At 63.5% G+C, this 11,515-nt stretch carries 13 protein-coding genes and 1 pseudogene; 6 read left to right on the forward strand and 8 right to left on the reverse strand.

Features of this window, described 5'->3' with window-relative positions; translation table 11 throughout:
* Positions 1–33: 33 nt before the first annotated feature.
* Positions 34–249, forward strand: coding sequence for a hypothetical protein (locus tag EJ069_RS13860; RefSeq protein WP_126061767.1), 216 nt, complete (start codon positions 34–36; stop codon positions 247–249).
* A 31-nt stretch (positions 250–280) separates the two neighbouring features.
* Here the strand turns inward: EJ069_RS13860 and EJ069_RS13865 are convergent.
* The 3 genes and pseudogenes from EJ069_RS13865 to EJ069_RS13875 form a co-directional block, all read right to left on the reverse strand.
* A pseudogene (locus tag EJ069_RS13865) lies at positions 281–2,385 on the reverse strand (molybdopterin oxidoreductase family protein).
* A gap of 180 nt (positions 2,386–2,565) precedes the next feature.
* On the reverse strand, positions 2,566–2,757 hold the full coding sequence (locus EJ069_RS13870; protein ID WP_126061768.1) for a hypothetical protein: 192 nt from the start codon (positions 2,755–2,757) through the stop codon (positions 2,566–2,568).
* Between the two features lie 122 nt (positions 2,758–2,879).
* Positions 2,880–4,757: an ABC-F family ATP-binding cassette domain-containing protein gene (locus tag EJ069_RS13875; protein ID WP_126061769.1), complete on the reverse strand. Its 1,878-nt coding sequence runs from the start codon at positions 4,755–4,757 to the stop codon at positions 2,880–2,882.
* Positions 4,758–4,895: 138 nt separating this feature from the next.
* Between EJ069_RS13875 and EJ069_RS13880 the strand changes: the two genes are divergently transcribed.
* From EJ069_RS13880 to EJ069_RS13890, 3 genes are all read left to right on the forward strand, one after another.
* Entirely contained in the window at positions 4,896–5,126 is a 231-nt protein-coding gene (locus tag EJ069_RS13880) for a hypothetical protein (RefSeq protein WP_126061770.1), read from the forward strand.
* A gap of 191 nt (positions 5,127–5,317) precedes the next feature.
* Entirely contained in the window at positions 5,318–6,022 is a 705-nt protein-coding gene (locus EJ069_RS13885) for a lysozyme inhibitor LprI family protein (RefSeq protein ID WP_189476373.1), read from the forward strand.
* Positions 6,023–6,328: 306 nt separating this feature from the next.
* Complete coding sequence (locus tag EJ069_RS13890) at positions 6,329–6,523, forward strand: hypothetical protein (RefSeq protein ID WP_126061772.1); 195 nt, start codon at positions 6,329–6,331, stop codon at positions 6,521–6,523.
* Positions 6,524–6,708: 185 nt separating this feature from the next.
* Here the strand turns inward: EJ069_RS13890 and EJ069_RS13895 are convergent, their stop codons facing one another.
* The 4 genes from EJ069_RS13895 to EJ069_RS32770 all read right to left on the reverse strand — a co-directional run bounded on the left by EJ069_RS13895 (position 6,709) and on the right by EJ069_RS32770 (position 9,692).
* A complete protein-coding gene (locus EJ069_RS13895; protein WP_042638138.1) occupies positions 6,709–7,152 on the reverse strand; it encodes a MucR family transcriptional regulator in 444 nt (147 codons plus the stop codon).
* Between the two features lie 353 nt (positions 7,153–7,505).
* Entirely contained in the window at positions 7,506–7,727 is a 222-nt protein-coding gene (locus EJ069_RS13900; protein ID WP_245456554.1) for a hypothetical protein, read from the reverse strand.
* Complete coding sequence (locus tag EJ069_RS13905) at positions 7,708–8,817, reverse strand: DMT family transporter (RefSeq protein WP_245456656.1); 1,110 nt, start codon at positions 8,815–8,817, stop codon at positions 7,708–7,710. The genes EJ069_RS13900 and EJ069_RS13905 overlap by 20 nt, the downstream gene beginning before the upstream one ends.
* A 41-nt stretch (positions 8,818–8,858) precedes the next feature.
* On the reverse strand, positions 8,859–9,692 hold the full coding sequence (locus tag EJ069_RS32770) for a hypothetical protein (protein WP_189476375.1): 834 nt from the start codon (positions 9,690–9,692) through the stop codon (positions 8,859–8,861).
* Positions 9,693–9,804: 112 nt separating this feature from the next.
* Here EJ069_RS32770 and EJ069_RS13925 point away from each other — a divergent pair, with 112 nt between their 5' ends.
* The gene (locus EJ069_RS13925; RefSeq protein ID WP_126061773.1) at positions 9,805–10,773 is read left to right on the forward strand and encodes a LysR substrate-binding domain-containing protein; all 969 of its coding nucleotides are present in this window, start codon (positions 9,805–9,807) and stop codon (positions 10,771–10,773) included.
* A 212-nt stretch (positions 10,774–10,985) separates the two neighbouring features.
* Here EJ069_RS13925 and EJ069_RS13930 read toward each other — a convergent pair whose 3' ends face one another.
* A complete protein-coding gene (locus EJ069_RS13930) occupies positions 10,986–11,168 on the reverse strand; it encodes a hypothetical protein (protein WP_095816012.1) in 183 nt (60 codons plus the stop codon).
* A 125-nt stretch (positions 11,169–11,293) separates the two neighbouring features.
* On the opposite strand from EJ069_RS13930, the gene EJ069_RS32775 reads away from it, so the two are divergent.
* Positions 11,294–11,464 (forward strand): hypothetical protein, encoded by a 171-nt coding sequence (locus EJ069_RS32775; RefSeq protein ID WP_189476592.1) that lies wholly within the window; start codon positions 11,294–11,296, stop codon positions 11,462–11,464.
* Positions 11,465–11,515 lie beyond the last annotated feature (51 nt).

Raw genomic sequence — 11,515 nt, forward strand, 5'->3', positions numbered from 1 at the left:
GCGGTGCCATTGTCGCCGTCACAGGAGGACATCATGGCTGACATCATCACCACCCCCACTTCTGACCGACGCTTCAAGCTGGCGCGGCTAAGCTTTCCGAGGCTCGCAATCGGCGCATCGCTCAGCGCCATATCCCGTTTAGTGGGCGATGCGCTCAAGACGGCTTATGTGGACCCTTACGCCACTCTTGGCCGCCAATCGCAGGTCGGTCCGGACGATAACCTCGAAGGCCGAGACCCCACGTGGTAAACCACCAGGCCATGGCAGACCGTGACGTGGGTCAAAGCGCCCTGAGCCACACCTTGTTGTCGTGGACGGCGGCGCCGCCATAGGGTGCGGGCGCGTCGGCGCCGGTCAGCACGTTGATACCCTCGCCGCGCTCATGCGCGCTGTTCGGCCAGATGCCTTCGGCGATGACCACACCGCGCTTCACGCCGTCGAAGAATCTTGCGTGCAGCACAAGGTCGCCGCGCCGGTTGCCGACCTCGACGCGGCCGCCATCCTCGATGCCGAGCGCGGCAGCATCTTCGCGGTGGATGAGCAGTTCGGGCCTGCCTTCCTTAGCCTTGGACACCGGCGTCTCGGCAAAGCTCGAATTGAGGAAGTTGCGCGCCGGCGAGGTCGCCAGCCGGAACGGATGCTCCTCGTCCGCCACCTCGATCAGCTCGACGTGGTCGGGGAATTCCGGCAGCCGTTCGACCGGGCCGAACAGGCCCATGCTTTTCGGCGGCCGGTTGGGCGCCGACTGTCCGGTCCAGTTGGGCCGGAAGTGGAATTTCCTGTCGGCATGGCCAAAACCGTTGATGAAATGCGCGTCGTCGAATTCGGGCTGCAGGTCGACCCACTTCTCAGCCTTCAAACTGTCGAAGCTGCCGAGCCCGCGCTTGCCGAGGATGATGTCGATATGCTCGCGCTCGGTCAGGCCGAAGCCTGGACGATCGCCGACGCCCAGCCGCTTGCCGAGTTCTTCATTGACATAGTGATTGGTGCGCGGCCCTTCCGGCGGCTCGATCAGCTTGGGACCGAGCGTGATGTGCTGGTTGCCGCCACCCTTGTAGATGTCGTCATGCTCCAAAAACATCGTCGCCGGCAGGACGACGTCGGCGAGATTGGCCGTATCGGTCATGAACTGTTCGTGCACGCAGGTGAACAGGTCCTCGCGCAGGAAACCCTTTATCACCAGCCGCTGCTCCGGCGCTACATTGGCCGGATTGGTGTTCTGGATCAGCATCGCCGTCACCGGCGGGCCGCCATAGAGCGCGTCCTCGGCTCCCGTCAGCACCGGGCCGATGCGCGAATGGTCGAGATAGCGGATGTTCGGATCGCGCATCGCGGTGCCTTCGAGCACGTCCTGGTTCAGCTTGAAGATGCCGGAATTGGAATGGAAGGCGCCGCCGCCCTCATATTGCCAGGCGCCGGTGACGGCGGCGATCGAGGACGCGGCGTGCATGTTGATGGAGCCGTTGCGCTGGCGCGCAAAACCATAGCCAAGGCGGAAGTAGGTCTTCTTGGTCGTGCCAACGAGCTTTGCGAAAGCCTCGATCTCGGCGACGCTCAGGCCCGTAATGGCCGCCGCCCATTCGGGCGTGCGGCTGCGAAGGTGTTCTTCCAGCCCGCGCGGATCGTCGGTGTATTTTTCCAGATAGGCGCGGTCGGCCATGCCGTCACGGAACAGCACATGCATCACCGCGCAAGCGAGCGCGCCGTCGGTGCCGGGTTTCAAGACCAGACCGAGATCGGCCTGCTTCATCGTGGCGTTGTCGTAGATGTCGATGACGACGATTTTCGCGCCGCGCTCTTTCCTCGCCCTCGTCGCGTGGGTCATGACGTTAACCTGCGTGACCACGGCATTGGTGCCCCAGATCACCACGCAGTCGGACTTCGCCATCTCGCGCGGATCGGGCCCGCGCAAGGCGCCGGCGCCCATCATCCAGCCGGTCCAGGCGAGATTAGTGCAGATCGAGCCGAAGAAGCCCGAGTATTTTTTCGCGTGGCGCAGCCGCTCGATGCCGTCGCGCTGCACCAGCCCCATCGTGCCGGCGTAGAAATAAGGCCAGACGGTCTCCGAGCCGTATTTCGCTTCCGCCGCGATGAATTTTTCCGCGACGAGGTCGAGCGCTGCTTCCCAGCTCGCTTCCTTCCAGGCGCCCTCCCCCTTGGCGCCCGCGCGCACCAGCGGCTTCAGCAGCCGGTCGGGATGATGCACCCGGTCGGCATAGCGCGCGACCTTGGCGCAGACGACGCCGGCCGTATAGCTGTTCGCCTTGGCGCCATGCACGCGGCCGATGCGGTTGTTGTCGAGCAGCTCGACTTCGAGCGCGCAGGTGGAGGGCAGTCATGCGGACAGGCCGAATGACCGATCCGGAGCTTGGCGTGCTGGTTCATGCGGGGGTGTTTAGCGGGTTTTCGGAGAGAGGTGTAGGGCCAGAGACTTCTTCCCTTCTCCCCTTGTGGGAGAAGGTGGATCGGCGCGATAGCGCCGAGACGGATGAGGGGTGTTCCAGCGGAGTGAGACGGTTGCTTTGCGAGGCAATTGCCAAGCTGGAGCACCCCTAGGGTCGACTATTAGGCGATGCTTTTATAGAGCGCTTTATAGGCGCCGCATTTCGGGCAGCGCATGTGTCGCTCGATATGATCTTCGCCTGCTTTGGTGTCGAAGACTTCAAGGTCCGCATCGCCGCATTCCGGACATTTGACACCTGCCTTCGGGTCAACGGCCAGAAGGTTGCCTGCTTTGATCCACAATTCCCTGGACATTGACGTTTCCTGCGCCGCGTTTGACAATTTACTTGCGCCTCACTCCGTCCAACACCCCTCATCCGTCTCGGCGCTGCGCGCCGATCCACCTTCTCCCACAAGGGGAGAAGGGGAAACCCGCGCTACTCCGCTATCCCCTCTTCATATTCCGCCGACATCGTCAGCCACTTGTCCTCGTTCACAGCCAGCGTGTGCGCCAGTTGCGAACGTTCCTTGGCCAGCCGCGTCGCGGTGGACGGATCCTTCTCGTAGATCGCCGGATTGGCCAGCTCGTCCTCGATGAGGTCGATGCGCTTGCGGATGCGGTCCATCAGCGCCTCGGTGGCGCGGATCTCCTTGGCCAGTGGTTCCAATGCAGCGCGGCGCTGGGCGGCTTCGCGGCGGCGATCGGCCTTGGAGGCCTTGTCGGCCTCCTTTTGCTCGCGGCGGTTAGACGAGACGCCGGTGACCAGCGTCTTGTAATCCTCCAGGTCGCCGTCATAGGGATTGACCGCGCCGTCCTTGACGAGCCAGAGCCGGTCGGCTGTCGCCTCTAGAAGATGCCGATCGTGCGAGATCAGGATGACCGCGCCCGGAAAATCATTCAGCGCATGGATCAGCGATTCACGGCTGTCGATATCGAGATGGTTGGTCGGCTCGTCGAGGATGAAGAGGTTGGGTCCCTCGAAGGCCGATAGCCCCATCAAGAGCCGCGCCTTCTCGCCGCCGGACAGATCCTTGGCGGCCGTGTTCATCTTCTCGGTCGACAGGCCGAACTGGGCGACTCGGGCGCGCACCTTGGCTTCCGGCGCATCCGGCATCAGCCGGCGCACATGCTCATAGGCGCTCTCCTCGGGGCGCAGATCGTCGAGCTGGTGCTGGGCGAAGATCGCCACCTTCAGGCCCGGCGCGATGGTCATTGAACCCGTCTCGGCCTTCAGCCGGCCGGCGAGCAGTTTGGCGAAGGTCGACTTGCCGTTGCCGTTGGCGCCGAGCAGCGCGATGCGGTCGTCGGCATCGATGCGCAGCGTCATCTTCTTCAGGATCGGATTGCCCTCGGTATAGCCGACATTGACGCCGTTGAGCGCCACGATCGGCGAGGCCACCGTCTTCACCGGCTCGGGGAAGGAGAACGGCCGCACCGTGTCGTTCACCACCGCGGCGATCGGCTTCAGCTTCTCCAGCGCCTTCAGGCGAGACTGCGCCTGCCTCGCCTTGGAAGCCTTGGCGCGAAAACGCTCGACGAAGGATTCCATATGCTTGCGCTGCGCTTCCTGCTTGACGCGGCTCTTCTCCTGCAACTCGCGCTGCTCGGTCAGTTGGCGCTCGAACTGGTCGTAACCGCCGCGCCAGAAGGTGAGCTTCTTCTGGTCGAGGTGGACGATCGAGTTGACGGCGCGGTTGAGCAGGTCGCGGTCATGCGAGATCAGCAACACCGTGTGCGGATACTTCGAGACATAGTTCTCCAGCCACAGCGTGCCTTCGAGGTCGAGATAATTGGTCGGCTCGTCGAGCAGCAGAAGGTCGGGCTCGGAGAAGAGCACGGCGGCCAGAGCCACGCGCATGCGCCAGCCGCCGGAGAAGGACGAAGCCGGCCGCCGCTGGGCGGCATCGTCGAAGCCGAGGCCGGCCAGGATCGTGGCGGCGCGGGATTCGGCCGAATGCGCGTCGATGTCGGCCAGCCGGGTGTGGATCTCGGCGATGCGGTGCGGATCTGTCGCAGTCTTCTCTTCCTCGAGCAAAGCCTGGCGCTCGACATCGGCTTTCAGCACGATCTCGATCAGCGGTTCCTCAGTGGCAGGCGCCTCCTGCGCCACCTGGCCGATGCGGGTGTTCTTCGGCAGGCTGATCGAGCCGGTCTCCGACGGGAAATCGCCGGTGATCGCCTTGAACAGCGTGGTCTTGCCGGTGCCGTTGCGGCCGACAAGGCCGGCCTTGGTGCCGGCCGGCAGGGTCAATGAGGCATGATCGAGAAGCAGCCGCCCCGCCATGCGCAGCGTAAGGTCGTTGATGATAAGCATAGCGGGCTTTTGCACGGGAGATCGGCGCTTCGCAAGAGCCAGCGCCCGGACGAGGCCCGCGCACGCCGTCCGTGGCCGTTCAGCAAAAAAAACGCGACCGGGCTGGAACCAGTTGCCGGCTCCAGCGTTTGGAGGCCCGTGATCCGCTATCTCGCCCTCGCCTTCATCTTCTTCCAGGTTGCCACGACAACCGCGCTGGCGACGCAGGTGGTTCTTTTCGAAGACCAGGCCGCACAAATTGCTGTCCCGGTTGAATCGACGAGCAGGGCAGCGACACAGCCAATCTCCCTCCCCGAGTGGCGCGCGACGGAACACCTGCTGATCCAGATCGACAGCGGGAACTCCGGCCGTCGCCCCATGAACGACTGAGAGGCGCGCTGGGCAGCGCTCCCACCGCCCCGCCGGGCATCTCCACACAAGCAGTGAGATCGTTCACTCCCGGCTTTCGCCTGCCGGTCATGCTTTGCTTGCCACGTTACAGATTTGGCGTTGATCGCCGCCATTGTCTCAACCTATGCTGGCACAGGCGCCGGGGCCGTTTCAAACAGAGGGCAGACGATATGTCGGGCAAGACCTCGCTCCTTTCGGCCTCGCTGCCGGTCGCGATTTTCGCGATCGCGGCCGGCCTGTTTCTCACCATGCCCGCCGCCCGCGCGGCAGCCGTCGACTGCGCGGCGGCGAAGACGCAGGCCGACCTTGCCACCTGCACGACCGCGAATGCCGCTTCGGCCGACGCTGGGCTCAACGCTGTCTACAAGGCGCTGGCGGCACGTCTCGCTCCCGCCGACCTGAAGCGCCTGCGTAACGCGCAGCGCGCCTGGATCCCATTCCGCGACAAGGAATGCGCCTTCCGCACCCAGCCCTATGCCGATGGCTCGATCTATTCGAGCCTGGTCGGGGTTTGCAAGGCGGAGTTGACCAAGGCGCGACTGGCGCAGTTGCAGCACCAGTTGCAATGCCCGGGGGGCGATCTCTCCTGCGTGCCGCAAAGCAGCGGCAATGCCGCGCCTGCGACGGCTAAAGCCGCGCCTGCGAAACCCGCCCCTGCCCAGGCAAGCCAGAACGACACGCGGCCATGCGTGCAATCCGCCGGCAAGGCGAAGTCGGACCAATATGTCTCGCAATGCGTCCAGGTTTCGCCGGCGACCAACCCGCCCTGCAATGGCCAGAACGCATGCAGCATGATGATCGACGAGATCAAGCGCGGCTGCGCCATGATCGGCAATGACAATCCGCCGGCCTTCTGTTCCGCGTATAAGGGGTGAGAGAAGCGCCCGCCCTGCCGGGCTGCCGCTCGGCACCGGCTTCCCCGGCGGGGAAATCAGCCAGGCCAAGCAGATGAAACACAAGTTCAGCTTCGGCTTATATTTATGCGCCGCGCGGCCGTTACCATGAAGAAAGGGCCAGAATCTGCAGGGCCGGCCATTGTGCTTGTCGAAAATCGATTTCAGTTTTCGTCGCGAACTGCAAATCTGTGAGCGCGCCGTGAGTCGTGCGTGAGCGCCCATGAAGAACTTGGCCCCAACAATAACTCGGCCCCAACAATAACTCGGCTATGTCAGGAGCTCACGATGGGCGAAGCGGTCAACGATCTGCGAACGCTGAAATATGTGGCGGAGATCGCGCGCAGGCTGGCGAAGATGCTCTCGCGCACGCGCTACCAAATGCTCGTCTATCTTCTTGAAATGACCGCCGTCGAGGCGGACAGCCTCGCCGCCGAGCAGGATCGCGACCGCCAGGACGAGAACAAGCCGCCCCGCAACTGATGCGGGGTGTTCGGCGCGTTTGCGGAAACCAGCCACGCGGCGACGCGATATGCCGAGCGGTCCGACGGCCGCGCCATGACGATGGCGCGGCGTCATTCATTGCCTCAGGCAGCAGCTAAAGCGCGTCGCATGTCTTTATCCCGAAACCGGTTCCCACTTTCGGGAGACATGCTTTAGGTCCGGCCTCAGGCCTTGCCCTTGCGCTTGCCTTTGCCCGCGTCACCGCCGGCCGGCTTGCGGCCGAGGCCAGACGATTTGGCCAGCGCCGAGCGGGTCGCCGAATAGCTGGGCGCCACCATCGGATAATCGGCAGGCAGGCCCCATTTGGCGCGGTATTCGTCCGGCGTCAGGTTGTGATCGGTCGCAAGGTGGCGTTTCAACGACTTGAACTTCTTTCCGTCCTCCAGACAAACGATGTGATCCGGGAAGACGGAACGCTTCGGGTTGACGGCGGGCGTCAGCGCCACCGCCTCCTTGACGACACTGCCGCCGGCGAGCTTGCGCACCGACGCGCTGACGCTGGCGATCAGATCAGGCAGGCCGGAAGCAGGGAGCGGATTGTTGCCGACATAGGCGGAGACAATGTCGGCGGTCAGTTCGATTGCTGTTTTATCGTCGATGTTGGACAATTTTTTCACCTTCTGCCGGCCCTCAAATCGCCAGCTCGTTTTTAAGACTTTTGTCGGTGTATCGAATTGGACCTGTCCCCCAACGGACCGTCCAGAGTCAGTAAAGCTACGCGACTCAATACCGGGTTATGTTTCTACGCGGGCTGCAAACGCGCAAGTTAGGATTTCTAATAGCTATAACAGATGCTTTATAGAATCGGCGGTCCGGCAGGATACGTAGAACCTCCGGTTGCACTGGGTCGGCCAAGGAAGTTGCTGAGAAATCGAAGTTCAGGCCAAGTCCGGCCACGGCAACGACAATCCGCCGGCTCGATGTGGGCCTTTCGCGATTCGCCGGCGCCAGGGCAAATCGCTCATTTGACGGCGACGCCGCGCCTGACATTCGCCGAAGGGCTGTCCGACAGGATTTCCAGCACGCGTTTCCAGCGCGCGCAGCGGCCAAAGTCCTTTTGCTCGATAGCCTTTTCCGCCTTCATGGCCGCATAGAGCGGCGCTTCCGCGCCAAATTCCCTGACCAGCCAGTGCGCCTCCTGTCTGGCGCGGCGTTCGTCCTCGTCATCGGGCATTCTGGACATTGTGCCTGGTCTCCGTACCTTCGATGCCGACCGCGAGACAGCTGCCAATAACGAGGACGGCGCCGGCAACGGCCGTCATCGACAGGCTTTCGCCCGACAGGGTCAGCAGAAACGTGGAAGCGATCGGCGTCAGATAGGCGACGACCGCTATCCTGCCGCCGTGGTCGAGCTTTGCCGCGCGCGACCAGAAATAGTAGCCGAGCCCCATCGGGCCGGCGCCGAGATAGAGGCCGAGCAGGAGATGCGGACCGGTCAGGCGTCCAGCGCCGTCATGCAGGCACCAGGCAAAGGTGAGCGCGACGCCGATCAGCGCCGAGGGCAAAAGCAGGCGTTCCGGCGGCACGCCAAGGCGGCCGATAGTAAGCGAGTAGAAGGCCATGCAGAGCGCCGAGCCGAAAGCGGCGAGATAACCGACAACGCTGCCGCCTTCGAACCAGGCCCTGTTGAACCAAGAATGGGCGCGCCCTCCGGAAATGACCAGCGCCACCCCGACGAAGCCGACGGCCGCGGCCAGGCCAAGCAATAGAGGACGGCGCGGCCGGCCCAGCAGGATAACCGCCGCGGCGGTCATCAGCGGCCAAGTATAGGCGACGAGGTTCGCCTCGATGACCGGCATCGAGGCGAAGCCGATATATTGCAACACCATGGTGCCGACCAGCCCCAGGAAGCCGACGGCATAGGCGGCAAGCGAGACTCTTTCCTTCTCCCCTTGTGGGAGAAGGTGGATCGGCGCGGAGCGCCGAGACGGATGAGGGGTGTTGGAAGAAACTCCAGCGTCGGCGATCCGTCCAGCACCCCTCATCCGACCTCGCTTCGCGAGGCCACCGCCCGGGGGCGAGCCACGGGTCTCGCCCCGTCCTTCAGACCCCACAAGGGGAGAAGGGAAAAGCCGGATCAGCGCAAACACGACGGCCGCCCCGCAAAATTGGAGGAACTGCACTTGCGACACCGGATAGAGGGCAAGCAGCGTCTTGCCGACCAGGGCGTTGGTCGCCCACAGCGCCACGGCGCCGAGGGCGAAGGCCAGCGCCGCCGCTGGGGCGGCGCTGGGATGGTCTCGACAGTCCGGCACGGCCGGGCCGAGGCTCAGCGACGCTGGACGCGGCTGGTGCTCGACCGGATCGTTGGTCACTACCAAGACTCCCTTGCTCCGCCGGAAACCGCCTCCGCGGCCGGCTGCGGCATGGGATGCTCCTCGGCATGGCGGCGATAGGCGGGCAGCTGGTTGGTCCAGACATCCTCGGCCAGTTCGTTCACCCAGGCGCGGTCATGGTCGTTGTCGGCGGCGAGGTAGAACATGCGGTTGTCGTCGACATAGGGCTTGATCGCCGAGCGCTGGTTGAGCACCAGCGTGACGCGCTCGCCGAGCTGGATCGGCGCGGTGCGGTGGAGCACGCCCAGGAACTGGCCGAGCGTGGCATAGTTCATCTTGTGGTCGATGCGCATGATCTTGTTGCGCGGCAGGTCGCGGCCGGATTCCAGGATCGAGCGGCCGGTCTCGGAATCGTCGCAATAGATCTCAAGATGACCCCCGATGAGAGGGTCGCTGATCGACAGCGGGATGAGCTCCGTCACCGGGACGCCGTCGCAGTGCCATTCGACGGCGCCGTCCCTGGGGTTCATGAAGGTGACGGTCGAACCGACGATCGACAGCGGATAGGGTTCGAGCTTGGTGCCCATCATGTCGGACAGCCTTTCCAAGCGCAGCTTGTCGTGTAAAAGCTCCTTGATCTCGGGAATATAGCGATCGGCGCCGGTGATAAAGGTGAGGTCGAGATGTTTGTGAACGGCATGGCTGGCCTTCAGCTTCAGGGCGGCTTCCTCGATCGCGGCAAGCAGAGCCTGGTCGTAACCGTGACGATACTGGGCGACGCCGAAGGTCGAGACTTTCCAGGCGGTCTCATGACCAATGATGGCCTCGCGGCTCATTGCACAACGCAGTTCGGGAATTGTATGGGCGTTCATTGTACTTTCTCCAAGATGGGGGCAACACTTGGTTAACAGTCATTTAAACGCCCACCCCTGTAAATTTAGGAAAGCTGGTGGTAGCGTAAGCCCAGCTTAAGGTCGAAACCCCGTGCGTCTGCTCAGTCAGGTCAACCTCAACTCGCTGAAAATCGTGGAAAGCGCCGCGAGACACAGGAATTTCACGCGCGCCGGCGAGGAGCAGTTTATCACCGCTTCCGCCGTCAGCCAGCGCGTGAAGAGCCTGGAGGATCAGCTGCGCTTCAAGATCTTCGAGCGCGGCGGCAACGCGGTGTCGCTGACGCCGGAGGGCGAGACTTATGTGGCGCGCGTGCGCGAGGCGCTGGAGCGGATCGTGGCGGCCAGCATGGAGGCCACCGGCCAGTCGCAGGCGCATGTGCTTCGTATCTGCGTGCTGCCGACCTTCGCGGCGCGGTGGCTGTTTCCCAGGCTGATGACCTTCCAGCAGCAATATCCCGACATCGAGATGCGGGTGTCGACATCCTACGCCACGCATGAATTTTCGACCTCGGAATACGATCTCGAGATCCGTTATGGCGACGGCAATTTCCCCGGCCTCACCTCGGAACTGCTGTTCAAGGAAGACCTGACGCCGGTGTGCAGCCGCAAGCTGTTTCACGACGTGCTGGGCGACAAGCCGCTGTCGAAGGTGGTGCCGGAGGACCTGCGCTACTTCACGCTGCTGCATTCCGACACCTGCACGCAGAACTGGCAGTCGTGGCTGGGCTTCGCCGGCGCGAGCTTCGTGCTTGGCGAGACCAGGAGCGTCTATTTCGACAGCTGCATGATGTCCTACGAAGCGGCCAATGCCGGCATGGGCTTCGCCGTCGCCAACCGCGCCTATATGGCAAGCGACATCCGCGCCGAAAGGCTGGTGGCGCCCTTCGCGGTCCATCACCCCAACACGGCAGGCTGGTATTTCGTCAGCCCCATCAAGGCGCTCGGCGCCCGCAAGGTGGAACTGTTCAAGCAATGGATCCTGGCCGAAGCGGCGCTGACGCAGCGCCAGCTCGACACCGAGATCGCCGGCGGACAGCCGGCACGCGCGGCGGTGGCCTAAGCAGCGCCGCTCGCGCAGCGTCAGGATTTTCCGGGTGTTTCCACTGACTGTAGCCGGCTAGCGCGATCGCACCATGACGCAAGGCCGAGACTCAGCTATGTTGGATTGCGCGGCGGGCCTGATTTTCCCGCTTGGCCGGCGCTACCCAGCTTCCTCCCAAGCAGCGCCGGCCTTCTTCGTTCGAAGCTGACGACAATTCAACCCGCCCTGCCCTATTGCTTCGGAGGCGTGCCCGGCTGGTCGCCGCCGGTGGTCGATTTCGGCACCGGGTTCTTGTCGACCTGAGGGTTCTGGTTGACCTCGTCGCCCGGCGCCTTGGTGGGTTGCACGCTGTTGTCGCAGGCGGCGAGCACGAGCCCTGCCGCAAGAGCCAGCAGCACAGGAAGCTTCATCATGACGACCTCCTCTCGTTCGCCCCTTTCATAAAGGGCAAACGAGGCGGTGGCGGTTTGGTTGCGATTGAGGCGGAACCAACCGGCCCGCGTCCGGTTGAAAGCCAATCGAACCGCATGAGGAGACGATGATGATCCGCCTGCTGCTTACGGGGCTTTTCGCCTACACCGCCTACCGCGTCGCCGTGAGGATCATCGACGAGGTGCCCGGCGATGTCGCGCCGCTCGACATGCCGGGCGACGAGAGGCGCAAGTTGCGGCGCCAGTCAGCGGCAATGGGGGTGGAGCCGAAGCGGTAGCTTGTGGGGGAGATTAGCTGTATTGCGAACAAAGCGGAAACGATGCTTGAT

This window comes from Mesorhizobium sp. M2A.F.Ca.ET.043.05.1.1 (assembly GCF_003952445.1).
Taxonomy (GTDB): domain Bacteria; phylum Pseudomonadota; class Alphaproteobacteria; order Rhizobiales; family Rhizobiaceae; genus Mesorhizobium.

What these genes read in the sequence shown, in the direction of transcription:
- EJ069_RS13860 (WP_126061767.1), top strand. Translation starts at nt 34, where the DNA reads ATGGCTGACATCATCACCACCCCCACTTCTGACCGACGCTTCAAGCTG.
- EJ069_RS13900 (WP_245456554.1), bottom strand. Translation starts at nt 7,727, where the DNA reads ATGTCCAGAATGCCCGATGACGAGGACGAACGCCGCGCCAGACAGGAG.
- EJ069_RS13930 (WP_095816012.1), bottom strand. Translation starts at nt 11,168, where the DNA reads ATGATGAAGCTTCCTGTGCTGCTGGCTCTTGCGGCAGGGCTCGTGCTC.
- EJ069_RS32775 (WP_189476592.1), top strand. Translation starts at nt 11,294, where the DNA reads ATGATGATCCGCCTGCTGCTTACGGGGCTTTTCGCCTACACCGCCTAC.
- EJ069_RS13890 (WP_126061772.1), top strand. Translation starts at nt 6,329, where the DNA reads ATGGGCGAAGCGGTCAACGATCTGCGAACGCTGAAATATGTGGCGGAG.
- EJ069_RS32770 (WP_189476375.1), bottom strand. Translation starts at nt 9,692, where the DNA reads ATGAACGCCCATACAATTCCCGAACTGCGTTGTGCAATGAGCCGCGAG.
- EJ069_RS13870 (WP_126061768.1), bottom strand. Translation starts at nt 2,757, where the DNA reads ATGTCCAGGGAATTGTGGATCAAAGCAGGCAACCTTCTGGCCGTTGAC.
- EJ069_RS13885 (WP_189476373.1), top strand. Translation starts at nt 5,318, where the DNA reads ATGTCGGGCAAGACCTCGCTCCTTTCGGCCTCGCTGCCGGTCGCGATT.
- EJ069_RS13875 (WP_126061769.1), bottom strand. Translation starts at nt 4,757, where the DNA reads ATGCTTATCATCAACGACCTTACGCTGCGCATGGCGGGGCGGCTGCTT.